18 protein-coding genes and 1 pseudogene are annotated in these 24465 nt (G+C 59.3%); 15 read left to right on the top strand and 4 right to left on the bottom strand.

Going from position 1 to position 24465, the window contains the following annotated elements:
• Nucleotides 1-60: 60 nt before the first annotated feature.
• The gene (locus QMK58_RS18900) at nt 61-2445 is read right to left on the bottom strand and encodes a DUF3772 domain-containing protein (RefSeq protein ID WP_053164175.1); all 2385 of its coding nucleotides are present in this window, start codon (nt 2443-2445) and stop codon (nt 61-63) included.
• Nucleotides 2446-2776: 331 nt separating this feature from the next.
• On the opposite strand from QMK58_RS18900, the gene QMK58_RS18895 reads away from it, so the two are divergent.
• Entirely contained in the window at nt 2777-3742 is a 966-nt protein-coding gene (locus tag QMK58_RS18895) for a Bug family tripartite tricarboxylate transporter substrate binding protein (RefSeq protein WP_320395260.1), read from the top strand.
• A 1-nt stretch (nt 3743) separates the two neighbouring features.
• The gene (locus QMK58_RS18890; protein WP_053164171.1) at nt 3744-4229 is read left to right on the top strand and encodes a tripartite tricarboxylate transporter TctB family protein; all 486 of its coding nucleotides are present in this window, start codon (nt 3744-3746) and stop codon (nt 4227-4229) included.
• 109 nt (nt 4230-4338) lie between these two features.
• Here the strand turns inward: QMK58_RS18890 and QMK58_RS18885 are convergent, their stop codons facing one another.
• On the bottom strand, nt 4339-5379 hold the full coding sequence (locus QMK58_RS18885; protein ID WP_320395259.1) for a LacI family DNA-binding transcriptional regulator: 1041 nt from the start codon (nt 5377-5379) through the stop codon (nt 4339-4341).
• A gap of 205 nt (nt 5380-5584) precedes the next feature.
• Here QMK58_RS18885 and QMK58_RS18880 point away from each other — a divergent pair, with 205 nt between their 5' ends.
• The 5 genes from QMK58_RS18880 to QMK58_RS18860 all read left to right on the top strand — a co-directional run bounded on the left by QMK58_RS18880 (nt 5585) and on the right by QMK58_RS18860 (nt 12361).
• Nucleotides 5585-7804, top strand: a complete 2220-nt coding sequence (locus QMK58_RS18880) for a TonB-dependent receptor (protein ID WP_053164167.1) — start codon at nt 5585-5587, stop codon at nt 7802-7804.
• A gap of 2 nt (nt 7805-7806) precedes the next feature.
• Entirely contained in the window at nt 7807-9171 is a 1365-nt protein-coding gene (locus QMK58_RS18875) for an LLM class flavin-dependent oxidoreductase (protein WP_320395258.1), read from the top strand.
• On the top strand, nt 9168-10205 hold the full coding sequence (gene mgrA, locus QMK58_RS18870) for an L-glyceraldehyde 3-phosphate reductase (protein WP_053164163.1): 1038 nt from the start codon (nt 9168-9170) through the stop codon (nt 10203-10205). The genes QMK58_RS18875 and mgrA overlap by 4 nt, the downstream gene beginning before the upstream one ends.
• Nucleotides 10206-10253: 48 nt before the next feature.
• Complete coding sequence (locus QMK58_RS18865) at nt 10254-11192, top strand: sulfonate ABC transporter substrate-binding protein (protein WP_053164161.1); 939 nt, start codon at nt 10254-10256, stop codon at nt 11190-11192.
• A 245-nt stretch (nt 11193-11437) separates the two neighbouring features.
• Nucleotides 11438-12361, top strand: a complete 924-nt coding sequence (locus QMK58_RS18860) for a LysR family transcriptional regulator (protein ID WP_053164159.1) — start codon at nt 11438-11440, stop codon at nt 12359-12361.
• Here the strand turns inward: QMK58_RS18860 and QMK58_RS18855 are convergent.
• On the bottom strand, nt 12358-13497 hold the full coding sequence (locus tag QMK58_RS18855) for a porin (protein WP_053164157.1): 1140 nt from the start codon (nt 13495-13497) through the stop codon (nt 12358-12360). The two genes, QMK58_RS18860 and QMK58_RS18855, sit on opposite strands and share 4 nt — an antisense overlap.
• 384 nt (nt 13498-13881) lie before the next feature.
• Between QMK58_RS18855 and QMK58_RS18850 the strand changes: the two genes are divergently transcribed.
• The 3 genes from QMK58_RS18850 to QMK58_RS18835 all read left to right on the top strand — a co-directional run bounded on the left by QMK58_RS18850 (nt 13882) and on the right by QMK58_RS18835 (nt 18289).
• Nucleotides 13882-15201 (top strand): MFS transporter, encoded by a 1320-nt coding sequence (locus tag QMK58_RS18850; protein ID WP_053164155.1) that lies wholly within the window; start codon nt 13882-13884, stop codon nt 15199-15201.
• 3 nt (nt 15202-15204) lie between these two features.
• Entirely contained in the window at nt 15205-16383 is a 1179-nt protein-coding gene (locus QMK58_RS18845) for a M20 aminoacylase family protein (protein ID WP_053164153.1), read from the top strand.
• 397 nt (nt 16384-16780) lie between these two features.
• Nucleotides 16781-18289 carry a tripartite tricarboxylate transporter permease gene (locus tag QMK58_RS18835; protein ID WP_053164151.1) on the top strand — a complete coding sequence of 503 codons (1509 nt, stop codon included), beginning with the start codon at nt 16781-16783 and terminating at the stop codon, nt 18287-18289.
• A 39-nt stretch (nt 18290-18328) separates the two neighbouring features.
• On the opposite strand, the gene QMK58_RS18830 is transcribed toward QMK58_RS18835, so the two are convergent.
• Nucleotides 18329-19255, bottom strand: a complete 927-nt coding sequence (locus tag QMK58_RS18830) for a LysR substrate-binding domain-containing protein (protein WP_053164149.1) — start codon at nt 19253-19255, stop codon at nt 18329-18331.
• A 156-nt stretch (nt 19256-19411) separates the two neighbouring features.
• Between QMK58_RS18830 and QMK58_RS18825 the strand changes: the two genes are divergently transcribed.
• The 5 genes and pseudogenes from QMK58_RS18825 (at nt 19412) to QMK58_RS29000 (ending at nt 24427) form a co-directional block, all read left to right on the top strand.
• Entirely contained in the window at nt 19412-20713 is a 1302-nt protein-coding gene (locus QMK58_RS18825; protein WP_320395257.1) for an FAD-dependent oxidoreductase, read from the top strand.
• A gap of 53 nt (nt 20714-20766) precedes the next feature.
• Nucleotides 20767-21855 carry a polyamine ABC transporter substrate-binding protein gene (locus tag QMK58_RS18820; RefSeq protein ID WP_320395256.1) on the top strand — a complete coding sequence of 363 codons (1089 nt, stop codon included), beginning with the start codon at nt 20767-20769 and terminating at the stop codon, nt 21853-21855.
• Between the two features lie 185 nt (nt 21856-22040).
• Complete coding sequence (locus tag QMK58_RS18815; protein WP_053164144.1) at nt 22041-22709, top strand: DUF2238 domain-containing protein; 669 nt, start codon at nt 22041-22043, stop codon at nt 22707-22709.
• Nucleotides 22685-23569, top strand: a pseudogene (locus QMK58_RS29005) (MCP four helix bundle domain-containing protein); the annotation flags it as partial. The gene QMK58_RS18815 and the pseudogene QMK58_RS29005, both read left to right, overlap by 25 nt.
• A complete protein-coding gene (locus QMK58_RS29000) occupies nt 23564-24427 on the top strand; it encodes a methyl-accepting chemotaxis protein (protein WP_371259850.1) in 864 nt (287 codons plus the stop codon). The pseudogene QMK58_RS29005 and the gene QMK58_RS29000, both read left to right, overlap by 6 nt.
• Nucleotides 24428-24465 lie beyond the last annotated feature (38 nt).

Raw genomic sequence — 24465 nt, 5'->3', positions numbered from 1 at the left:
TTGATGTAAAAAACAAGATCAAGAGATCGCAGCCTTCGGCAGCTCCTACGGGGATGTGCGTTACGCCGCTGGCGGTTTCGCCAGTTCGATCCCGGCGGCGCCCAGCCGCTTGAGAATTTCAAACAACAGTTCGCTCTTGATCGCCCCGACCATGCGCGGGCTACCGACGTAACCGGTGATGGTCAACGTGATGCCTTCGGGCTTGAGTTGGCTGAAACGCACGAACGACGCCGGTTTTTCCAGGATGGACTCGTGTTCGGTGTAAGTGTCGAGCAGCAGGTTGCGCACTTGCTCCGGGTCGATATCCAGCGGGAACATCAACTCCAGTGTCGCCACCCCTTGGGCGCTGCCGCCGAGCGTGACGTTACGCAAGTTCTGCGAAATCAGCTGCGAGTTGGGCACAATCACGATCGAGCGGTCGGCGAGCTGGATTTCCGTGGCGCGTACGTTGATCCGCCGAATGTCCCCCTCGACCCCGCTGATGCTGATCAGGTCGCCAACTTTCACCGGGCGCTCGGTCAACAGGATCAGACCGGAGATGAAGTTCTTGACGATCTCTTGCAGGCCGAAGCCGATACCCACCGACAAGGCGCTGACGATCCACGCCAGGTTGGTCCACTTGATCCCCAGCGACGACAGTGTCAGCAGCACCACCGAGGCATAACCGATATTGGCGAACAGTGTGCTCAGCGAGGCGCACATGCCCGGGTCCATTTCGGTTTTCGGCAGGAACTCGTTGTCCAGCCAACGGCGTAACGAGCGAATCAGGTAGATGCCGATCACCAGGGCGAGAAAGGCGTGCAGCAGGTTGTCCGGGACGATATTGAGCTTGCGCAGCCCTTCGCCGCCAAGGATGGACAGGGTGTTGGTGACCAATTGACCGAGGGTTGTGCCGATCCCCCCGACAAACAGGGCGATGATTGCAATCAGCATCAGCGCGGCGCGACCGGCGCCGGACAGCACAGTGCAGATCTGTTCCAGGCGTGGGTTGCCGATACCCAGCAGTTGTTTGATGGACTTGCCGGTGGGTTGTCTGGGTGAAAATACATACTCGCAGGTGTCGGTATACACCTGGGTGAGCATGTAGAAACCCGCGGAAATGATGTAGATCCATACCAGTTCGTAGGTGATGAACCTAGCCAGCGTCACGTAGCCGATGAACAGGGCGAACAGGGAAACCACTACGGAAACGCCGGCAAACGCATAAATCAGCCCTGCGAATGTCGTTACGCCCTCGGGGGCTTCACCCGCCGCCGCGAGCGTGCGGCGGATCTTGCTGACGTGCAACAGCAGAGAGCCGATCACCAGTGTGACCACCAGGGCGACGATGCCCCGACCAAACAGTACGATCTCGGAACTCATACCGGTGACATTGCCCATCTGCACCAGCGTGACCAGCAACAGCAACAGGCCGGCCAGTATTTTCGGGTAGGGCTCGATCTCCAGCGCCACGGGGTCGGCAATGGCGGGCAGGCGCCACGTAGGGTGTTGAGTCGAGAGCAGGGCACGGCTCAATCCGGTGATCAGTACACAGGTATACGCCAGTTTTTCCAGGTATTCGGCCAGATCGGCAACCAGCGGTGTATAAGGCAACTGGCGAGTGCCGGCAAAATGCAGGAGTTCCAGGGCAGCGCCCGCGGTCAATACGGTGGCCATGACCGAGGCCAGGGCGAGGGAACTACGGCGCAATCGTCCCTCCGGCATTCTGTGAATGCACACCCAGGTCAACGCCCGGTCGGCGAGTCTTCGCCCCACGGTCCATATGATCAGGGCCAGCAATAGCAGGCCCGTCGTGATCAAGCGCTGACCAGGTTGCCAGGCGGCCTGATGCGTAGCTTTGAGCTGTTCGATAAGGGCACTGAACCGTTGACGGTCGTCCTGCGGCAGATCGAACAAGGGTGACCAGAAACGTGGATTGAGGATGCTGCTGGTCTTCTGGGTGACCTCGATTTCCAGCAAGTTGCGCCGGATGCCGGCGATCTGGGTGATGAGATCGGCAGCATTTTGTTTCAGCGTCGCCAGGGTTTTGAGCTGGTTGTCGATCCTGTGCTTCTGCTCGCTCAGCGTGGCTCTTTGTGATGCCATGGCTGATGTGATCAACCCGCCTTCATCGCTCGATACCGGGCCCAGCACATTGAGTTGGGCCTGCAATTGAGCCTGTTCGGGCAACAGCGCTGTCGTCAGGCGATCCACTTCCTGGATCAGCGCCTGCACCACATTTTGCGAACCTTCCAGCTGGGTGTAGTTGGCGGCCAGGGAAACCTGCTGCTTGAGATTGTCGAGCTGGTTTTGCAGCGTCTGTAAATCGCTGTCGGAAATGCTGACGGAGGCCGGGGCTACGCGGTCGGCTGGCGCGTCCAGTGAGGTCGCGGCTGACACCATCGGACCGTGCAGTCCCAATAGCGCGATGACGACGAACATCACTGATTTCAATGCATTGCACATAGGCGTGCTCGATGGATGTTGGGTCACTGAACCTAAGAGGTTAGGTCATGACACGCATTCTTGAGCGTTTTCGATCGAACAGGCACAGTTTCAGGTGGAAGATGTCGTTGGTGACGAAGTCATGAGGGGGCGCAAAACATCATCAAGCCGCCCGGGACGATCAACAGCAGGGCGGCGACCGACCCGGGCAGGAGGTGCCGGCCGAGGGCAGGCGGTCCTCGGCGCCATGGCCTACGCTTGTCCGCAGGCCAATGTTCAAATGAGCCGCAGAGACTTGCGCATCGATGGACAAGCGGCACCTATAAAAACAGTTCATTCGGGAGAGTCACTCATGTCCGTTTTGCTCCGTCGATTCAGTCAGTTTGTGGCGGCTGGCGTCACCGCGGCGGCTCTCGTCACGCCTGCCTTTGCGTTGGATACCGTCAAATTCATGGCCCCGGGCTCGGTCGGTGGTGGTTATGACCAGACCGCACGGGTACTGGGCAAAGCGTTGATCGAAGCCAGTGCCGCGAAATCCGTGACCTTCGAAAACAAAGGCGGCGCTGGAGGAACACTCGGCCTGGCGCAGTTTGCCAACAGCACCAAGGGCGATCCGAATGCGTTGCTGGTGGTGGGTGCGATCATGGTTGCGGGCATCGAGCAGAACAAACCGCAAATCACCTTGAAGGATGTGACACCGATTGCCCGGTTGTTCACCGAGTACAACGTGCTGGCCGTGCGCAAGGAGTCCGAATTCAAGACCCTCGACGACCTGATCAAAGCTTTCAAGGACAAACCGACCAGCATCACCTGGGGCGGTGGCTCCAAGGGTTCGATTGACCACATCGGCATCGCCGAGCTGGCGGGCAAACTGGATGTCCCGGTCAACAAGGTGAACTACGTGGCCTTTGGCGGAGGCGGTGAAGTGGTTGCCCAGGCGCTGGGTGGCCAACTCAAGGTGATCACAGGCGGTTACGCCGAGTTGGGTCAATACATCAAGGCCGGACAATTCCGTGTTCTGGCCATCGGCGCGCCGGAACGGGTCCCCGGGATTGATGCACCGACGCTCAAGGAAAGCGGCTACGACGTGATCATCGGCAACTGGCGCGGTGTATACGGGGCGGCGGGCCTCACGCCCGAGCAGCGTAAAGAAGTGACCGACGCGGTGGTCGCCGCCAGCAACAGCAAAATCTGGCAGGACAACATCCAGACCAATGCGTGGACACCGAGCGTGCTGACCGGCGATGACTTCGGCAAGTTCGTCGATGAGGAGCACGTACGGTTGCGCGCCATGCTGGTCAAGGTCGGGCTGCTTTGAAATGACCGGTGTGCGTAGTGTCGTACCGGCGCAGATGGCGATCAGCCTGGGCCTGATCGCCATCAGCAGCGTGCTCGCGCTGGGCGCGTTTCACTTTCCGCCGGAAATGGGCTTCGTCATCCTCCCGGCCTACGTTTATCCCTATGCGGTTGCGGCGTTTCTCGGCGTAGTGGGCGTGTTGCTGGGGTATCAGGCGATCACCGGTGGCTTTCGCGAACTGGACAACGCCCAAACCGTCACCGTGCCGGGTGGCAAAGCCGGCGCGGTGTGGGTCACGGCCGGCCTTCTCGGTGTAGCGCTGCTGATCAACGTCATCGGCTTCGTATTGGCCGCCGGGTTGTTGTTTGTCTGTGCGGCACGAGGTTTTGGCAGCCGCCATCCGATTCGGGACCTGGCCATCGGCATTGCCTTGACCCTGCCGATCTACTGGCTGTTCAACGCCGGACTCGGCGTGTCTCTGCCGCCGCTGATCAATGCCTGGATTTGAACGCAGAGCGACACCGTAAACATTCCTGCATGCCTGGGATGGTGCGGCGCACCGTATCCCGCGGCGGTAGATAATCAAGCGTCTTCAGGTCGTTTATGCAATTGAGCTTTCAAGCACTTTCCCGTTCGATCACCAGACACTCCAGAAGATTTATCCGCTGCACCTCGTCCTCCACCGGCAGCACTCCCAGGCTTTGCAGCACTCGCGTCGCTGCCATGACACCAATCTGCAGGGCAGGTGGTTTGATGGTACTCAAACTCGGTAGCAGCATTTCAGCAAACGGGTAATCGCCAAACCCAAGCACCGCACAGTCTCCGGGAATACTCAGCCCTGTGCGTTGCCCCGCCAGCAATCCGCCGGCTGCGAGATTGTCGTTGGCAAAGATGATGGCATCCGGTGGAGCAGGGGCCTGCATGAGCGCTTCCATCGCCTGTTTTCCGGCTTCAAACGGCGCCAGACCCACCGGCGGCGCAAACACCCACGGCTCCAGGCCCAGTTGGCGAACACAGTTGATGTAGCCATCGCGGCGCTCCAGCGCACTGAAATCACCGGCGGCACTGTTCTGCACATAGGCCATTCGCCGATAACCCTTGTCATGCAGGTAGCGCGCGGCTGTCACGCCCACGTCAAAGTGCGAAAAGCCGATCTGCATCGGCCCGCGCTCCGGTTGGTAGTCCCAGGTTTCAATCACCGGGATGTCCGCTTCAGCGATCATTTTTTCGGTGCCAACGCTGTGAAAGTGACTGGTCAATACCAACGCCGCCGGCGACCAGCCAAGGAACGCCCGCACCGCACTTTCTTCCTGTTCGACACTGAAATAACTCGACGCCAAAAGCAGCTGATAACCGTTGCGACTGAGCGTGTCGCTGAAACCCTGAATAGTGTCGGCGAAGATCGGCCCGGAAATGTTCGGGATCACCATCCCGACGATTTTGCCGCGTGCCGAGGCTAATCCTCCGGCCACCAGGTTTGGCACGTAGCCCAATTGCGCGACCACGGCAGCGATGCGCTCGCGTCGCTCAGGCGATACCTGCTCCGGCTGGTTGAAAAAACGCGAAACGGTGATGGCCGAGACACCGGCCTGTCGCGCCACGGTGTTGAGGGTAACGCGGCCGGCGCCTCGGCGTTTACGAGGTAAATTTTCGCTCAACTCGCAATCCTTTTAAAAACTAAAAGATATATAAAACTAATTTATTAGTATTTGACGATCTATGTAGCGGTTGTTGATACTGTCGATGTTAGCGCTACCAAGGCGTTTTGTCTGCTACTCGCTCGAGCGAATGCCCAAGACATATTTCAGACGCTGTCGTCGCAGAACGGCAGCGGTTCAGGGCACACTTTCGAGCGGGTAGACCATGGGCAATTTTCCTGGGGCAAGAAACACATTGGCGCATTCGATTCGCGCTGCGGGGTGGTTATTTACCGGCTTGGCCGTGTTGCCGTCTGGTAATGCGTTCGCCGCCGACAACAGTGAGCCGACGCTTACATCCGTCACAGTCACCGCGACTCGTCGCGAAGAATCGCTGCAAAAAATCCCGGTGGCGGTGTCAGTCGTCGATGGCGAGCAGCTGGAGCGAGACAACCGTAACAGCGTATCGAGCATCGTCCAGCAAGTACCGTCGCTGAATTTTCGTACCGGTGCTTCGAACAAGGACACCTCGTTGTTCGTGCGTGGAGTGGGGACGATCTCCACTTCCCCTGGCGTTGAACCGACCGTGGCTACCGTGATCGATGGCGTGGTCTACGCTCGCCCTGGTCAAACGACCCTCGACCTGCTGGATCTGGAACGGATCGAAGTCCTGCGTGGCCCGCAAGGTACGCTGTTCGGCAAGAACGCTTCGGCCGGCGTACTGAACATCATCAGCCGGGCACCGACCGCCGAAACCCGCGGTTACATAGACCAGTCCAACTACAGTGGCAACGAAAGCCGTACCCGTTTCGGTCTTGGCGGCAGTCTGATTCCAGACACCTTGAAGGGCTCGATCACCACCTTGTTCGGCAGCTATGACGGCAACGTCGATAACGAGCACAACGGTCAGGAGGTCAATGGCTACAACCACAAAGGCGCACGCGGCAAACTGGAGTTCACGCCTGACGCTGACCTCAAGTTCACCTTCATCGCGGACTACATGCAGTCCCATGACGATGCACCCAATGGTGTAGTCAGCGAGTCGCTGACGCCGGCCTTTGCCAATGCGTTGAACCCGGTGCGAGCGTCCAGCGATAACCGCAAGATCAACACTGACACGCGCACCCACGTCGAAGACATCAACAAAGGCCTCTCTGGCCAACTTGACTGGAGCCTGGGTAATTACACACTGACTTCGATCACGGCGTGGCGTGGCTGGGATAACACCCAATATCAGGATGGCGATCGCCTGAGTACCGTCACCGCCGCATTTCCAGGCACCGCCGACAGAGGCGATCTGGCCTTCGATCAGTACTCGCAGGAGCTTCGCCTGGCATCACCGAAGGGGGAGTTCCTGGAGTACGTGGGTGGCCTGTTTTACATGCACGGCAAGGACGATGAAACGTATCAGCGCACGTTGACCACTCCCACGAGCGTCAACCGTGGTGTCGCCGATTACGGCACCACCAACGATAGCTATGCGGTGTTTGGTGAAAGCACGTTGAACTTCACATCGACCTTTCGCGGTATCGCCGGCCTGCGCTGGACGCATGACGATCTGGAGTACGATCACCGTCGGGTCTCCACTTCAGCGACCGCCGTCACCGGCATCCAGCCGGGCACCAGCAGTTCCGGATCAGTGGACGAAGACGGCTGGTCGGGTCGACTTGGCCTGCAGTACGACCTGAGCGACACGGTCACCAGCTATCTGACCTATTCACGTGGTTACAAAGGACCGGCCTACAACGTGTTCTTCAACATGCAGCCGCGTGATACCGACGCGCTGAAGCCGGAAACATCCAACAACTGGGAGCTGGGAGTCAAAGCGACGTCCTGGAATAACCGCCTGGTCACCAACGTCGCGGTGTTCCACAGCGAGTACGACAATTACCAGGCGAACTTCTTCGATACCGTGGCAGGGCAAGTGGTGACCCGTCTGATCAACGCCGGCAGTGTCAGTACCGAAGGCGTCGAACTCGATTACGCGTTGCAGGCCACCCGGCAACTGAAGTTTTCCGGCGCGCTGGCGTACACCCATGCACGCATCGACGAGTTTGCCTGTCCGTCGGGTGCCGCCGCGTCGTGCAACGTCAATGGCAAGCCGCTTCCGTACAGTCCGGACTGGAAGAGCTACGTGCGCGCCGACTACAGCATCCCGTTGGATAACGGTCTGGATGTCGAACTGGGTACCGACTACAGCTGGCAGAGTGAAGTGCAGTACGACATCAGCCAGAACCCCGACACCAAACAGGGCGCATTCGGGATCTGGAATGCCAGCATCGCGCTGGCTGATTACAACAACGGCTGGCGCGTGGCGCTACTGGGCAAAAACCTCGCCGACAAGTCCTATTCACCGATGCTGGCCACTGGCGGCAGCTACATCTACCGCGCGGTGCCACGGGACGACGAACGCTACTTTGGTGTGCAACTGCGCAAGGACTTCTGAACATGACTCGACAGCTCAAACTGGGAGCCTTTCTAATGGCCGGCGGGCACCACATCGCCGCCTGGCGACACCCCGAAGTGTCGGCCGACGCCGGACTGGATTTCGCCCATTACAGACATCTGGCGCAGATTGCTGAAGCGGCGAAGTTTGACGCCTTGTTCCTCGCCGATAACGTCGCCGCGCCCAGAGATGAGATTGCCAGCCGTATGGCGCGCTCGGATTCCTTTGAGCCACTGACGTTGCTGTCAGCCTTGAGTGTGGTCACCGAACACATCGGTCTGATCGCCACGACCACCACCAGCTACAACGAGCCGTACCACGTAGCGCGTAAATTCGCTTCCTTGGATCACCTGTCCGGCGGGCGAGCGGGGTGGAATCTGGTGACCTCGGATAACGCTGCCGAAGCGCAAAATTTCGGCCGGGACGAACACATTGGGCACGCGGATCGCTACAGCCGCGCTCGCGAGTTCCATCAGGTGGTCACGGGGCTGTGGGACAGCTGGGACGACGACGCGTTTATCCGCGACAAGACCAGCGGCGCCTATTACGATCCGGCCAAGCTGCATGTGCTGGATCATGTCGGTGAGCACTTCCGGGTGAAGGGCCCGCTGAATGTTGCGCGCTCCCCGCAAGGGCATCCGGTGATTGTGCAGGCCGGATCTTCCGAGGCCGGACGCGATCTGGCGGCGCAAACGGCGGAGGTGGTATTCACGGCGCAAACGTCGTTGGCCAATGCCCAGGCGTTTTACGCCGATCTCAAGGGCCGTTTGGGCCAGTACGGCCGTAGCCACGATTCGATGAAAATCATGCCCGGCGTTTTTGTCGTGGTCGGGTCAACTGAAGAGCAAGCGCAGGAAAAGTTTCAAACCTTTCAGCGATTGGTCGAACCTAAAGTTGGCGTTGCTCTGCTTGGGCGTATGCTGGGCAATTTCGACCTGTCGAAGTATCCACTGGACGGGCCGCTCCCGGACTTGCCGCTCACAGAAAGCGGCCAGCAGAGCCGGCAGAAACTGCTGACCGAGTTGGCTGGACGGGAAAACCTCAGTCTCGCCGAACTGGGTAGAAAAATTGCTGGTGGTCGCGGTCATTACAGTCTGGTGGGCACACCGGTGCAGATCGCCGACCGACTGCAGCAATGGTTCGAACAAGGTGCGGCCGATGGCTTCAACGTACTGGTGCCGCACCTTCCTGGTGGTCTGGAGGATTTCGCCAACGAAGTAGTGCCGGAGCTGCAACGTCGAGGGCTTTTCAGAACCGAGTACGAAGGCCGTACTTTGCGCCAGAACCTGGGGCTGGACAGACCATCAAACAAATTCATACGGCCGCCTCAACACCCATTTGCGGACAACCAGGAAAAAACGCTATGACTTACATCGCTGCCCAAAACCGCTACGACTCCATCCCTTACCGCCGCGTGGGTCGCAGCGGCCTGGTACTGCCGGCGCTGTCCCTGGGGCTGTGGCACAACTTCGGCGACAGCACACCGCTCGACACCCAGCGTGCGTTGCTGCGCACGGCGTTCGATCTGGGCATTAATCATTTCGACCTGGCCAACAACTACGGCCCGCCGTATGGCAGCGCCGAGATCAACTTTGGCCGTCTGCTGCGTGAAGATTTCAAGCAGTACCGCGACGAATTGATCATCTCCAGCAAGGCCGGTTGGGACATGTGGCCCGGCCCTTACGGTCAGGGCGGCGGCTCGCGCAAGTACGTGTTGGCCAGCCTCGATCAGAGTCTGCAACGCCTGGGCCTGGAGTATGTGGACATTTTCTACTCTCACCGATTCGACCCCGATACGCCGCTGGAGGAAACCGCCAGCGCGCTGGCGACTGCGGTGCAGCAGGGCAAGGCACTGTACATCGGGATTTCGTCCTATTCCGGGGTGAAAACCCGTGAAATGGCGGCGTTGCTCGAAGCGTGGAAAGTGCCGCTGCTGATTCACCAGCCGGCCTACAACCTGCTCAATCGCTGGGTGGAAAAAGACCTGCTGGATACCACCGACGAACTCGGCACCGGTGTGATTGCCTTCACCCCGCTGGCCCAGGGCTTGCTGACCGACAAATACCTGAACGGCGTGCCGGCGGATGCGCGGGTCAACCGTCCGGGCGGTGGTTCGTTGCAGGCGTCGCACTTGTCCGAGGCCAACATTTCCCACGTGCGGGCACTCAACGAAATCGCCAGGCGTCGTGGCCAGAGTCTGGCGCAGTTGGCGCTGGCCTGGACCCTGCGTGATCCTCGGGTCACTTCGGCATTGATTGGTGCGAGTCGGCCGGAGCAGATCATCGAGAACGTCGGGGCGTTGAAGAACCTCAGTTTCAGCGCGCAGGAACTGGCGGAGATTGACCGATTTGCCCGAGAGGGCGGGATCAATCTTTGGGAAAGGCCGTCGACTGCTGAATAAATAAGCCCAACTCAGGCGTTCTCCCGGATTTCAAACAACGAGACAAAGATGACATTTCTAAAAGTTTTTTTTACGGGGTTAGCACTGTTCAGTCTGACAAACTCGGTAATGGCAGCAGACCCTGCAACCCTGAGAATCGGCTACCAGAAAGGCTCGATTGCCTTATTACTCGCTAAAGAGCACGGGCTTTTGGAGAAGCGTTTTCCTCAAACGGCAGTGCAGTGGATTGAATTTCCTGCCGGGCCGCAGATGCTGGAAGCGATCAACGTCAATGCGCTGGACATCGGCTCCACCGGGGACATCCCGCCGCTGTTCGCGCAGGCGGCGGGAGCCGATCTGGTCTACATCGGCACCGAGCCGCCAAAACCACAAGCGGAAACCATACTGGTGCGCGCAGACAGCTCGCTAAAAAACATTGCCGACCTGAAAGGCAAAAAGGTGGCTTTTCAGCGAGGGTCCAGTTCACACAACCTGATACTGAGGGCGTTGAACAAGGCCGGATTGAGCTACCAGGACATCCAGCCAATGAACCTGCCACCCGCCAATGCGCGTGCAGCCTTCGAACAAGGCAGCGTCGATGCCTGGGCAATTTGGGAGCCTTACTCTTCGCTTGCCTTGAGTCAGGGCAATGTTCGCGTGCTGGCCAACGGCGAAGGTTTGAACCTGTCAGGTCCGGTGTACACCGCACGACGCGCCTACGCGAAAGCCAATGGTTCTTTTGTCCACGCGCTGCTCAATGAGTTGACTGGCGCCGAAGGGCTGACCCGCAGCCAGCGGGAAGAAAGCCTGAAGGTGGTAAAAAAATACATGGGACTGCCCGACGATGTGATTGCCAGTTACCTGGATAATCGGCCGCCTTCGCCAATATTGCCGATTGATGAAAGCATCATCAGCGCGCAGCAAATGACGGCCGACCTGTTTTATCAAAACAAGCTTTTGCCCAGGAAAGTCGATGTGCGTGAGGCGGTATGGAACGAGTCTGATTGAGTGCAGAACGGGCAATCTACAGAAGTCCAATACGTCTGCATCTGCGCAAGAGCCCTGAGTAGCGGTGCATCGGAATTTTGGATGGGGCCGGGAAACGGGACCTGCATGTCGAGCGCGAGATAAACCGAGGCGGCAACAACTAGTGCTGACAGGGTGAACCTTCCTACACCATTGGGCATCGATGGGCGGCTCCTGGCCGGGATATTGCTATATCCTTGGCGAACAATAAAAGTGAGTCGAACACTGTGAAGTTTCATCAAATCAGAGCTTTGGTAGCGATCAACCAGTGCGGCAGTATCAATGAGGCCTCGCAGATACTGCACGTTACCCAGCCTGCATTGAGTCGTTCAATCAAGGATCTGGAGCGAGAGCTTGGGTTGACCTTGCTGCAGCGGTCTTACAAGGGCATGTCGCTGACCGAGGAGGGGCGGCGGATCATTCGCCACGCGCACATGGCGGTCGAGAGTATGCGACGGCTGCAGATCGAAGCCGATAATATTCATGACATGGCGGTTGGTGATGTGGCCATCGGGATCACCTCACTGACAGCGATGCTGCCCGGATTCGAGCAGTGCATCAGTGATTTTCAGGCGAAGAACCCACGGGTGCGGATCAAGCTAACCGAGCAGCGGCCGAGCCATATCGTGCAGCGTTTGCGCGACGGGAGCCTGGATTTTGCCCTGACTTCGCAGCAAAACACACAGCGTCTGAATCTGGATTGGGAGGCCTTGCATCGCATTCAGGGGGCCGTGTTCTGTGGCACCGACAACCCGCTGCGCCATTCGCGCTCATTGCGCCAGTTGCAGTACGCCAACTGGATCAGCCTGGATGAGATCGACGATCGTTCGTCGCAGTTCTATCAGATGTTCGAGGTCAACGATATTCACCCGCCGCAGAAGGTCATTGAATGCGCGTCGTTGCTGTTGGCTCTGCGCCTGGTAGAGAGCGCCGACGCGTTCATGACCCTGAGTAACCTGGCGGTAGGCAACACATTGCCAGCTGGGCGGGCGCCAGAGTTGGTCTGCGTTGAGGTCGAGGAGATCATTCCCGAATACCCGATTTACCTGGTATGCATCGACCGTCATTCGCTGACGTCGCCGGCCAAGGAACTGTTCTACAGCCTCAAATCAAGGCTGACTGCGGAGTCGTTGGCCGAACTCGCTCGTTAGAAGTGGTAGTACATGCCGATTGCCAGGTTCTGCGGGTCGTCACCGGCCTGCTCGATCGGGATGCCGGCGTAGCTGATGGATGAGTTGGGGTGATTATCGATCAGCGCGACGCGGCCGTAGATGGCCCAATTAGGCCTCAGAAAATGGTCATAGCCGAGCATCATCCCGAATGCGTCCTTGTTGCCGAATTCGATATTGCGCTGGACCAGTGACAGGCGTGCCACATCGGTTTTGCCCACAGGCGCGGCAATGCCCACTGTCCAGGCGGTCATGCTCGGTGTCGCTTGGTAGTCGACGTCCTGGCGCTGCCAGGTGAGGCTGGCCGCGAGCGGTCCGAAGTCGTAAAACGCTGAAGCGCTTTTGAAGTAGTTGTGGGTCTGGCGCTCACGATCACCGTCATCCCAGGGATCGCTCAGATAATCGTTGAACGAGCCAATCAAGATCCAGTGCGCATTGCTGTATTGCAAACTCACACCCTTGCCGCGCAGGGTCTTTCCCGAACTGGCCGTATCGTTCAAGCCAAAGCTCAATGCGCTGCCGAGGCTGAAACCGGCGAATTTCGCGGTGGTATAGGCCAGGGTGTGTTTGGGCCGCAGGTCCAGATAATAGGCGCCGCGCCCGGCGGGCGGAGAGGTCAGGTAAGTATAGGGTGAGCCATAGGTAGCCAGAAACGGGTCGGCGTAGGTCGGCGTGCCCATGCCGTAGGTTTTGCCAAACTCCAGTTTCCCGTAGTTACGCGAGCGTAGCGCCACGACGGCCAGGCGCAATGCGCCGACCTGCTTCCAATGCTCGTCGAGCGCCTTGCCGTTGAGGTTGAAGCCTTCTTCGACATCCGCTTCCAGTACCGTGTCCGCATCGACAGCCTTGCGCATGTATAGCCCCAGTTTGTTGGTCCAGGCCGCGCCGCCGGCGACCTTGACCCCTGAGTAATGACCCGAGTCCTGGTAGTTCACGAAGGCATCGACGGTGCCATAGAACTTGAGCTTGTCATCAAAGCCCTTGTCGACGTTGTAGTAGCCAAACCCTGGCGCCACTCGGGCGATGGACGGGAACCCTTCAGCCTGGCTGACTGCAGGCAGGCTCACCCCCAGCAGCATGGCGGCCAATGACGAATTGCGCGCGGCGGACGTACCCATTACAGACTCTCCGTGTAGCTGATGACTGAAGGTTCGCAGCCTCCACGAAAATAAAATGAGTCGGAAATTGTCAATTTTGTATGGGTATGCCTGATTGCTAATTTGGTAGCTGAAAACTGGGTTTCAGGGGGGTGGAGGGTGGGGCAATTCTCTTGTAGTCGTCGGATTCACCGCGTCCACTGGTTTCGACAGGCGCTGTTACTGGAAAAAACCGGTGCGTTGAAGGGCTCAATGACCAAGGATCGCACCGTCGTGGAGCGATATTTCGGGGCGAAGCCCGACGAAATAAACTGTTGGTTAATCGTGTGCAAAAAGCGCAAGTGATTCATCGTCAGAGTTACCCGATAGTTGGTGCCGACAACGCCAATAACTCGGAGATCTCCCATGACCACCCTGCAATCGGATACTCCCTTGGCCAATGGCACGATACGGCGCGACAGTGCCGCCGTCGGGTCTAGAAAAGCCACCGTTGCATGCGCTCTGGGCAATGCCCTGGAGATGTACGATTTCACCATCTACAGTTTTTTCGCCGTGGTGATCGCCAGGAATTTCTTTCCGGCGCAGTCGCCGGTAGCGTCATTGCTGATGTCGTTGACCGCCTTCGGTGTGGGCTTTCTGATGCGGCCAATCGGGGCGATGGTGATCGGTCGTTTCGCCGACCGCAAGGGTCGCAAGGCGGCCCTGACGCTGACTATTTTCCTGATGACACTGGGCACCGCCTTGATCGCATTCGCCCCCACTTACCAGCAAGCCGGGGTCTTCGGCACCGTGCTCCTGGTCATCGGACGCCTCACCCAAGGGTTTTCCGCCGGTGGTGAAATCGGCACCGCCTCGGTGCTCATGATGGAGTCGACCGGAACGGCCAATCGTTGTGCCAACGTCAGTTGGCAGGCCGCCAGCCAGGGATATGCGGCCTTGGTCGGGGCAGGCATCGGGTTGCTGCTGACCAGTGTCATGAACACGCCTGACCTGGAAAACTGGGGCTGGCGCATTCCGTTCATCGTCGGTCTGCTGATCGGCCCGGTCGGTTGGTACATCCGCCGTTGTCTGCCGGAAACGCTTGAGCACGCAGTCATTGAGCAACCGCCATCCACCGGCCGCAAGCCTCGCTGGCGCGAGGTGATCGACCTGCGCAACACCGTCCTGGCCACGGGCCTGATGGCGAGCGCGACCATCGGCATGTACCTGTTCATTTTCTACATGCCGTCGTACCTGGTCACCGCGCTGCACTATCCGCAGCGCAGCGCCTTGGCGATTGCCTGTGTTGCCGCCGCGTGCCTGGCGATCATCACGCCGATTGCCGGGCGTTACGCCGACCGTCATGGCCTGCGCAAAAAGCTTTTGGTGTGGACCGTCACGTTGCCCGTCATCGCGGCATGGCCGGCGCTGTGGTTGTTGTCGCACACCACCGACCTGTATCTGGCGATGCTGATCGTGGCGCTGCTGGTACTTCCCGGTTGCGTCGGTTCAGGGGCGTTTTTCGCGATGATCATGGAAGCCTTCGCCAAACCGCAGCGGGCACTCGGCACCTCGGTCAGCTACAGCTTTGGCGTGACCCTGTTCGGGGGGTTCTCGCCGCTGATCGCCACCTGGCTGACGTCGACTCTCAACGACCCGTTGGCCCCTGCCTTTTACTTGGTGGGCGGTGGGGTGATCAGCCTGACCTGCCTGAAACTATTCCCGGAAAACATTGGAAGAGCCTGAACCATGAGCACTCAACAAATCAGCCCTGTTTTGAGCAACGCCGACCTGCAAACGTTCGTGGCGCTGCGCCGACAAATTCACGCTGCTCCCGAGCTTGGGGGTGAAACCCCAAATACCGCCGAACTGGTCGCCGCCAAGCTGGCGCAGTGGGGCTATCAGGTCCATTGCGGCATCGGCGGGCATGGCTTGGTCGGCGTCCTGAAAAAGGGCCAGGGCAACCGCCGCATCGGCCTGCGCGCCGACATGGACGCGCTGCCGATGCAGGAGAAAAACGCCTTTGCCCACGCCAGTCAGATCGCCGGCCGCATGCATGCCTGCGGTCACGACGGGCACACCGCGATCTTGCTTGCGGCCGCTTATCGTCTGGCGACCAGCGCCGAGTTCAATGGCACCCTGAATCTGATTTTCCAGCCCGACGAGGAGGGGTTGTGCGGCGCCAAGGCAATGATCGACGACGGCCTGTTCCAGCGTTTTCCATGCGATGCGATTTTTGCCCTGCACAACATGCCCGGCGCACCCGTGGGTACGGTCGTGGTTCAGGCCGGACCGACCATGGCGTCTTCCGAGCGGGTGCAACTGAGCGTCACCGGTAAGGGGGGACACGGCGCCATGCCCGAACTGGCGGTGGATCCGGTGCCCGTGGTAGCCAGCTTGATCAACGCGATCCAGACCATCAAGTCGCGCAACCTGGGCCCTGAGGAATATGCGGTGATCAGCATCGGCATGCTACAGGCCGGGAGTGTCTACAACATCATTCCTGACGAGGCCAGCATGCTGATCAGCGTGCGCACCGACACCCCGCAGACCCAGCAGAAAATCAACCAACGCCTGGAGCAGATTGTCTGCGGCCACGAGCAATCATTCGGCGTCAGCATCGACTTGAAGATCACCCAACTGGCGCCTGCGCTGATCAACGATGTGGCCGAGACGCAACGGGTGCGCCAGAGTCTGGAGCCGCTGTTCGAACCTGGCTGCCTGCACAGCCGCGGACCCAAGGTCATGGGCACTGAGGACTTTGCCTGGATGCTCGGTGAAGTGCCGGGCTGTTACTTCATGCTGGGCAACGGCGAGGGCGAGTTCCATGGGTGTTCCGTGCATAACCCGCATTACGACTTCAACGACGAGTTGATCCGTCTGGGCTCTGATTGCTGGGTCAAGCTGGTGGAGGATTTTCTTGTTTAGGTTCAATCGCTAGCCATCAGCCATGTCAGGGCTCTCGCATCAAGCGCGTCCTGAAACGGGCTCGTTTGCGTCGACGTGGCACACGTGACGCGACCGATGCGTACACGCTAGCCGCCGCAGAGCAGAACCTGCGACGGCTGGCGAAATTTCCTTCTCAAAGCAGACCGCCAACGGATTCGTAGGCGCCTGAAAACAACGCAAGCGGTGACCGACAGAACAGCGTTTGTCGCTTTGGCGAAAACGAAAACAGGATGAGTGTCCTAATCTAAGTGCAATCGGCACCCAAAAAACAGTTTCGCGAGACGCTCATGTTCACTTCATTGCGTCGATCGAGCCGTTCCATCTCCATTGGTGCATTCGATGACTGGATCTGACTCGGGCCAAAGGAGGTAACACGGTGGACATTCTCGCTAGCCTGGCGATGGGTTTTGCCTCGGCACTGACGCCGATCAATTTGTTATGGGGTTTTATCGGCTGTTTGCTTGGTACTGCCATTGGTGTATTACCCGGCATCGGACCGGCCTTGACGGTGGCCTTGCTACTGCCGATTACCGCCAAGGTCGATCCAACCGGTGCGTTGATCATGTTCGCGGGGATTTATTACGGCGCACAGTTCGGCGGCTCAACCACCTCTATTTTGCTCAACACACCTGGTGAGTCTTCATCCATGGTCACGGCACTGGAAGGCAACCTGATGGCCCGCAACGGGCGCGCCGGCCCCGCGTTGGCCACGGCGGCGATTGGTTCTTTTGTGGCCGGCACCATCGCGACGGTTTTACTGACCCTGTTCGCGCCGGTGGTGGCCAGGCTGGCGCTGAACTTTGGCCCGACCGAGTATTTCGCGATTCTGGTGTTGTCGTTCACCACGGTGTCGGCGGTGCTCGGCGCCTCCATGCTGCGTGGCTTTGCCTCGTTGGGTATCGGTTTGACCATCGGCCTGATCGGGTTGGACGCGACTTCGGGGATCGCCCGCTACACCCTTGGCGTTCCCGAACTGGTCGACGGCATCGAAGTGGTGCTGGTGGCAGTGGGGTTGTTTGCCGTTGGCGAGGCGTTGTACAGCTTGCTGTATCAAACAGAACAGCGTGAAGGGCGGCACCGCCTGACGTCGTTATGGATGACCCGTGCCGACTGGAAGCGCTCGGTGCCAGCCTGGCTGCGAGGCACGCTGATCGGTTTTCCGTTTGGCTCGATACCGGCCGGTGGTGCGGAGATTCCGACCTTTCTGTCCTATTCCACCGAACGCAAACTCAGCAAGTATCCCAAGGAGTTTTCCGCCAACAAGGGCGAGGGCGCCATCGAAGGCGTCGCCGGCCCGGAAGCGGCCAATAACGCAAGCGCGACGGGATCGTTGGTGCCGTTGTTGACCCTCGGGATTCCGACCTCCGCCACGGCGGCGATCCTGTTGGCCGCGTTCCAGAACTACAACCTGCAACCGGGGCCGATGCTGTTTGAAACGTCTGCCGAACTGGTCTGGACCCTGGTGGCGTCGCTGTACATCGGCAACGTTATTCTGCTGGTGTTGAACCTGCCCCTGGTGGGGCTGTGGGTCAAGTTGCTGCAGATCCCCCGGCCGTATTTGAACGCGGGCATTCTGGTGTTCGCGACCATTGGCGTGTACGGCATGCGCCACTCTTCCTTCGATTTGGTGCTGATGCTGGCGATTGGTTGGGGCGGGGTGCTGATGCGCCGTTTCGACTTCCCGGTGGCGCCGGTGATCGTCGGCATGCTGCTTGGGCCGATGGCCGAGAAGCAACTGCGCAACGCGTTGTCGATCAGCGAGGGCGACTGGACGATTTTTCTGACGCAACCGATCTCGGCGTTTTTCCTGGCGCTGACTCTGCTGGTGCTGGTGGTGCCGCCTGTGCTGCATGCGCGGGGGATCAAGTTGCATGAGGATGATTGATCCGGGCGGCGTTCCGACGATAGCGTTGGGTCAGTCCACTCAGCTGTTTGATGTCACATCGTCTTCGCGAACAGGCTCGCTCCCACAGGTTTGTGCGGTAAACCACTGCATCACCGATGCGCACGCCGGATGGGCCGCAGCCGAAGGTTGCAGACACAGCGAGTAAATGCCCCGGGTCTTCAACGGTTCACCAAAGGGCACGACCAGCACACCGCGCTCAATCGATTCGCCGGCCAGGGTCATGTCGGTCATCGCCACACCCAGGCCTCGTGCAGCGGCATCGAGGGCCAGTTCGTCGAGGTTGAACGGGATGTGCCGGTAGTCCTTCAGCGACTTGCCGCCGTTGGCCGACAACCAGTCCTGCCAGTCATGCTGGTCGGCGGAACGGTGCAGCAGGGCGAAACCCGAGAGATCTTCCAGCGACGTCAATGGCTGTGTCGGGCTGCCCAGACCGGGCGCGCAGACCGGCACCAGCGCTTCCTCGAACAGGGTCAGGCATTGCGCCGCAGCCGTTGGTTCGGGCAGATACAGGATGTACGCATCGCTGTCGCTGGCCGGCTCTACGATCTCCGTGGCCACGGTTTCAATCGCCAGTGAAACGTCGGGATGATGGCGGTAAAAGTCACTCAGTTTGGGCAGCAACCAACGCACCGCCAGCGACACGTGCATGCGGATGCGGAACGGACGCTTTTGCGGTGCGAGGCGATCTTCGAGCGCTCTTAATTGCTCGAGGATGGCGCGAGCGCTGGCCAGCACCTGCTCACCTTCGGCCGTCAGTTGAATGCTGCGACTGCTCCTGACGAACAACGCCACGCCGAAGTGGCTTTCCAACTGCTGGATCTGCCGGCTCACCGCACTTTGGGTCAGACAGAGCTTGCGCGCCGCCAGGGTGAAGGTGCCGCATTCGGCGACTTCGACCAAAGCCTGCAAGCCCTGCATCGATGGCACGTGGCGAATTTTATCCATGCGTTTTAAGAATGCCTCGATGATTTAATAGCGTTGGTCGTGGGTGTTAAGAGCCTTTAGATTCTAGTCATCGAAACCGCCATCGCCAATCATTCATGCGAAACGTGCATGAGGTCGGGTTGGTTCGGCAGGCCGGACAAGAACAAGAGGTGATGCATGGAAAATAGTTGTGGCTGGATCGCGCAAGCCGGGTGTTCGCCCCAGCGAGATTCGCTCAAGGGAACGCAACTGGCCGATTGGCTGATCATCGGCGGCGGGATCACGGGGCTGAGCGCTGCGCACGCCCTTACCCAGATGCACCCGCAGGCCAGCATCGTCGTGGTCGACCGGCAGCGTGCCGCCCAAGGCGCATCGGCGCGCAACTCCGGATTTGTCGTGGCTCATGAACATCCCGCCGCGAGTGAGTTGCTGGGCAGCGACGGGTTCGCCGGCTATGAAGTGGACACATCGATCGGGCGAGCCGCCGCCGACGAAGTCCGCAAGCAGATTGCCCGACATGGCATCGAATGCGACTTCCAGGAGTCAGGTTATTTCTTCGCCGTCAGCGATCCGCGCAAGTTGACCGACGTCGAGAGCAAGCTGAAAACCCTGCGTGCGGTGGGTGCTTCTGCGCAGTTTCTACAAGGCGAACAGTTGAGTGAAAAACTCGGCACACAGCACTACAAGGCCGCGATCTGGTGCGGCAACGGCAATGCGTTGCTGCAACCGGCGAAGTATGTGAAGGGTTTGCTCGATGCCTTGCCGCAGAAGGTGACGGTTTTTGAAAACACCGACATCAGCGGTCTTGAACGCTTGGGTAACGGCCGTATTCGCGCCCGCAGCCGCGGCGCATGTGTCGAGGCCAAACAGGTGTTGGTGTGCCTGAATGCCTTTATCCCGCGGACGGGTATCGACGACAGCGCAACGTTCCCGATGGAGCTCAGTGCCAGTCTGACACGGCCGCTCAGCGATGCCGAGTTTCAAGCCATCGGCGCGGCAGCGCCCTGGGGTGTGCTGTCCACCCGGCCACTGGGGGCGACGGTGCGTCTGACGCCGGATCGTCGGGTGATGATCCGCAACACCGCGGAGTATCGTGCGCAGGATTTGTCCCTGGACCAATTGTCGCTACGTCGTCAGCACCACGTGCTGGGTTTGCAGCGGCGTTTTCCGTTCTTCGGCGAGCAGGATATCGAACACACCTGGACCGGGCACCTCAGCGCGTCACGCTCGGGGCAACCTTATTTCGCCAGGGTCGAGGAGGGCGTGTTTGCCGTGGCAGGGTGCAACGGCTCGGGCGTTGCGCGCGGCACGTTATGGGGGCGGTTGCTCGCGGAACTGGCTTCGGGGGGCGACTCAACACTGATGCGATCAGTCATGCAGCGAGCCCAACCCGGCTGGTTGCCACCCAAACCCTTGCTCGACATCGGTGCCATGCTACGGATGCGCGTGGAAGCGGTCAGGGCCAGAACCGAAATCTAAAGAATCGAACCACACAACAAGAACAACACTCCGTACATCGAAGGTGATTCAACATGCGCGTCAATACCCTTTCTCTGGTGGCCCTGGTCTCTGCGTTTTCCGCTGCCGCTTTTGCCGATGAAACCGTGAACATTTCCAACTGGAACGGTTACATCGCCGACGACACCCTGGCCAACTTCACCCGGCAAACCGGGATCAAGGCCACGTACGACATCCACGACAGCAATGAGGTGCTGGAGTCGAAATTGATGACGGGCAATACCGGTTATGACGTGGTCAGTCCGTCGAACCACTTTTTGTCGCGCCTGATCAAGGCCGGGGCCATCCAGAAACTCGACAGGAGCCAACTGCCCAACTGGAAAAACCTCGACCCGGTGCTGCTGAAAAAACTTGAAGTCAACGACCCCGGTAACCTGTACGGCTACCCCTACATGTGGGGCACGGCGGGCATCGGTTACAACGTCGAGAAGATCAAGGCGATCTTCGGCAACACCGACGTTACTCATTCCTGGAACCTGTTCTTCGACGAAAACAACATCAAGAAGCTCAGTGAGTGTGGGGTGGCGATCATCGACAACCCGACGCAGATCCTGCCGATCACTCTCAACTACCTGGGTCTGCCGCCGCACAGCCACGAGCCGGCCGACTACAGGAAAGCCGAGCAGGCACTGCTGAAAATCCGGCCCTACGTGCAGTACTTCCATGCCTCCAAATACATCAGCGACCTGGCCAACGGCAACGTCTGTGCAGTGATCGGTTTCAATGGCGACATCGTGCAAGCCGCCGCCAGCGCCAGGGAAGCCAAAAACGGCATCGAGATTGCCTACTCGATTCCGGATGAAGGCTCCACGCTGTGGCTCGATATGGTGGTCATGCCCAGGAACGCACCCCATGAGAAGAACGGCTACGCCTACATGAACTACCTGCTGGAGCCGAAGGTGATTGCCAATATCAGCAACAGCATCCATTACGCCAACCCGAACAGCGCGGCGGATGCCTTTGTCGACCCCGCCGTGAAGCAGGATCTGGCGATTTACCCGCCCAAGAGTGTCATGGACAAGTTGTTCACCGTCGAGGACTTGCCCGCGGCGATTGCGCGGCTCAGTACGCGGTTGTGGACGAAGCTCAAGACCAATACCTGATGGCGGAACGCGTACCTGTAGGAGCAAGCTTGCTCGCGAAAGCGTTCATTCATCATCAGCAATGTCGGCTTGCCTGTCGCGATCGCGAGCAAGCTTGCTCCTACGGGTAAGAAAAAAGCGAACTTTGCAACGCGCAGCTTTCTCGAAGTAGAAGGGCTTTACCCATACATCGAGGAACGCAAGCCATGCAGTCCAACCGACATTCGCGGTATGAGCTGGCCTTGTTGACGGTTTTCCTGCTGATCGTTTTGGCATCGGGCTTTTCACCCCGCAGCCGGGTGGATTGGGCGTTGGAAAACGTGCTGGTGCTGTTGTTGGTGGGCACGTTGATCGCGTTCTCTGGCCGGTTCAGATTGTCTGCGGTGTCCATCACTCTGGTGTTTGTGTTTTTGTGCGTGCATGAGCTTGGGGCGCATTACACCTATTCCCTGGTGCCGTACGATCAGTGGAGTTCGGGGATGTTCGGGTTCAGTCTGGAAAAATCCTTCGGCGTTCATCGCAATCACTATGACCGCCTGGTGCATCTGAGCTACGGACTGTTGTTGGTGTATCCGGTTCGGGAAGTGCTGATGCGCCTGACGCCGTTGCGGGGTTTCTGGCTGTTTTTCATTGCACTGAACATCATGCTGTCGACCTCGGCTCTCTACGAACTGGTGGAGTGGGTCGGCGGCGCCTTCCTCGGCGACGACACTTCGAAAGCGTTCGTCGGTGCGCAAAACGACCCTTGGGATTCGCAGAAGGACATGGCCATCGCCGTGGCCGGTGCGCTTGTCAGCTTGCTGTTGGTTTCCCTGCGCGGCACGACGCAAACGACGCCGCTACCGACCGCATGTCGCAAAAACGACAATCTGTAGCAATAGGCTTCAATTACCGCTCAAGCCAGTCGATACCCTCTTCAGCAGTGTCATTCGTGGTGGGCGACGCCCAGCCGACAACCGTGCCAGAGAGGAACCACAGAGTGTCCATAAAACTACGTTTATGCTTGCTGATCGGCACCGGTCTGCTCGCCGCCCTGGTCATGAGCCTGGTCAGTTACCTGGGAAACATGCGCATGGCCGAGGCCGTGAACGACAACAACGTCAGCATGACGGCACTGCGCAATCACCTCGAAGCCGACATGATGCACGACGCCCTGCGCGCCGACGTGCTGTCGGCGATGCTGGTGGGGTTGGGCAAGAGCACCAGCAGCAAGGCCGAGGTGCGCAGTTCCATCGAACAACACACCACACATTTTCGTGAAGTGCTGGGCGATAACCTCAAACTGCCGGTCAACGACACCCTCAAGACGGCTTTGAACAAAATCAAGCCAAGCCTCGACACTTATATTGGCGCTGCCGAGCGCATCGTCGGTCTGGCGCTGGAAAACCCCGAGGCCGCGCAACAGCAATTGGGCACGTTCAACACGGCGTTCAGCCAACTGGAAGACCAGATGGCGGCGCTCAGCGAGCTGATCGAAAGCAACACCCAGCAGACCAGTCAGGGCACGGCGCACGCCATCAGCAACGCCAATCTTGCCCTCGGTGGCGTGCTGGTCGTCAGCCTGTTGCTGCTGCTCGCCCTTGGCCGCTCGGCGATCCTGAGCATCATGGGGCCGTTGCAGACGGCCAGTCGCATCGCCGACAGCATCGCCCACGGCAACCTCAGCGAACCTATTGTCGAGCCTGCCCGGCATGACGAGGCCAGTGCGCTGATCCGCAGCCTGGCGATCATGCAGCGCGATTTGCGCGGCATGATCGAAGTGGTACGCGGCAATGCCCACGGCGTGAGCGGCATGAGCAAGCAATTGAGCAACGGTTGCCACGCAGTTGCCGGCAGCAGCCAGCAGCAAAGCGCTGCGGCCAGCACCATGGCGGCGGCCGCCAGCGAAATGACCGCGAGCATCGAGGAAATCACCCGGCATGCCGGACGGGCGCTGGACATGGCCAATCAGGCCGAAGCGTTGGCCAAGGATGGCGGGCGGGTGATCCATCAAGTGGTCAACGACATGGATGGCATCGCACGCTCGGCTCAGCATTCGGCGCAGGTGATTCGCACGCTGGACAAGGAGTCCGAGGGGATTTTCAACATTATTCAAGTGATCAAGGGCATCGCCGACCAGACCAACCTGTTGGCGCTGAACGCCGCCATCGAGGCAGCCCGCGCCGGCGAGCAGGGTCGTGGTTTTGCCGTGGTGGCCGACGAAGTCCGCAGCCTGGCCGGGCGCACCAGCGCCTCGACCCAGGAAATCGCCAGCATGGTCGCACGCATCCAGCAAAGCACCCGTGAAGCGGTGATCAGCATGGAGGAGGGCGTGGCGCAGGTCGACAAGGGCATGGCGGTGACTGCCGATGTCGAGCGTGCGATTCGTGAAATTCTCGAAGCGACGCTCAACACCACGCAACTGGTCAACGACATCAGCCGCACCATCGGCGAGCAAAGCCTGGCCAGCAATGAAATTGCCCATCAGGTGGAAATGATTGCCGGGATGTCCGAGGGCAACAGCAAAGTGATCGGGCAGACGGCCTCGACCACCGACGAATTGTCGAGCCTGGCGGGTCAGTTGTCGCAGTCGGTGGATCGGTTCAGGTTGTGAGGCGATCCTTCAGGAGCCGGCTTGCTGGCTCCTGAAGG

Source organism: Pseudomonas sp. P8_241 (assembly GCF_034008315.1).
Lineage (GTDB): Bacteria > Pseudomonadota > Gammaproteobacteria > Pseudomonadales > Pseudomonadaceae > Aquipseudomonas.
The sequence above is the reverse complement of the archived record's forward strand: the minus strand, read 5'-3'. Positions and strand labels throughout refer to the sequence as shown.

Excerpts from the sequence above, each read along its gene's own strand:
- QMK58_RS18900 (WP_053164175.1), bottom strand. The coding sequence starts at position 2,445 with ATGTGCAATGCATTGAAATCAGTGATGTTCGTCGTCATCGCGCTATTG.
- QMK58_RS18895 (WP_320395260.1), top strand. The coding sequence starts at position 2,777 with ATGTCCGTTTTGCTCCGTCGATTCAGTCAGTTTGTGGCGGCTGGCGTC.
- QMK58_RS18890 (WP_053164171.1), top strand. The coding sequence starts at position 3,744 with ATGACCGGTGTGCGTAGTGTCGTACCGGCGCAGATGGCGATCAGCCTG.
- QMK58_RS18880 (WP_053164167.1), top strand. The coding sequence starts at position 5,585 with ATGGGCAATTTTCCTGGGGCAAGAAACACATTGGCGCATTCGATTCGC.
- QMK58_RS18875 (WP_320395258.1), top strand. The coding sequence starts at position 7,807 with ATGACTCGACAGCTCAAACTGGGAGCCTTTCTAATGGCCGGCGGGCAC.
- mgrA (WP_053164163.1), top strand. The coding sequence starts at position 9,168 with ATGACTTACATCGCTGCCCAAAACCGCTACGACTCCATCCCTTACCGC.
- QMK58_RS18865 (WP_053164161.1), top strand. The coding sequence starts at position 10,254 with ATGACATTTCTAAAAGTTTTTTTTACGGGGTTAGCACTGTTCAGTCTG.
- QMK58_RS18855 (WP_053164157.1), bottom strand. The coding sequence starts at position 13,497 with ATGGGTACGTCCGCCGCGCGCAATTCGTCATTGGCCGCCATGCTGCTG.
- QMK58_RS18850 (WP_053164155.1), top strand. The coding sequence starts at position 13,882 with ATGACCACCCTGCAATCGGATACTCCCTTGGCCAATGGCACGATACGG.
- QMK58_RS18845 (WP_053164153.1), top strand. The coding sequence starts at position 15,205 with ATGAGCACTCAACAAATCAGCCCTGTTTTGAGCAACGCCGACCTGCAA.
- QMK58_RS18830 (WP_053164149.1), bottom strand. The coding sequence starts at position 19,255 with ATGGATAAAATTCGCCACGTGCCATCGATGCAGGGCTTGCAGGCTTTG.
- QMK58_RS18825 (WP_320395257.1), top strand. The coding sequence starts at position 19,412 with ATGGAAAATAGTTGTGGCTGGATCGCGCAAGCCGGGTGTTCGCCCCAG.
- QMK58_RS18820 (WP_320395256.1), top strand. The coding sequence starts at position 20,767 with ATGCGCGTCAATACCCTTTCTCTGGTGGCCCTGGTCTCTGCGTTTTCC.
- QMK58_RS18815 (WP_053164144.1), top strand. The coding sequence starts at position 22,041 with ATGCAGTCCAACCGACATTCGCGGTATGAGCTGGCCTTGTTGACGGTT.
- QMK58_RS29000 (WP_371259850.1), top strand. The coding sequence starts at position 23,564 with ATGCAGCGCGATTTGCGCGGCATGATCGAAGTGGTACGCGGCAATGCC.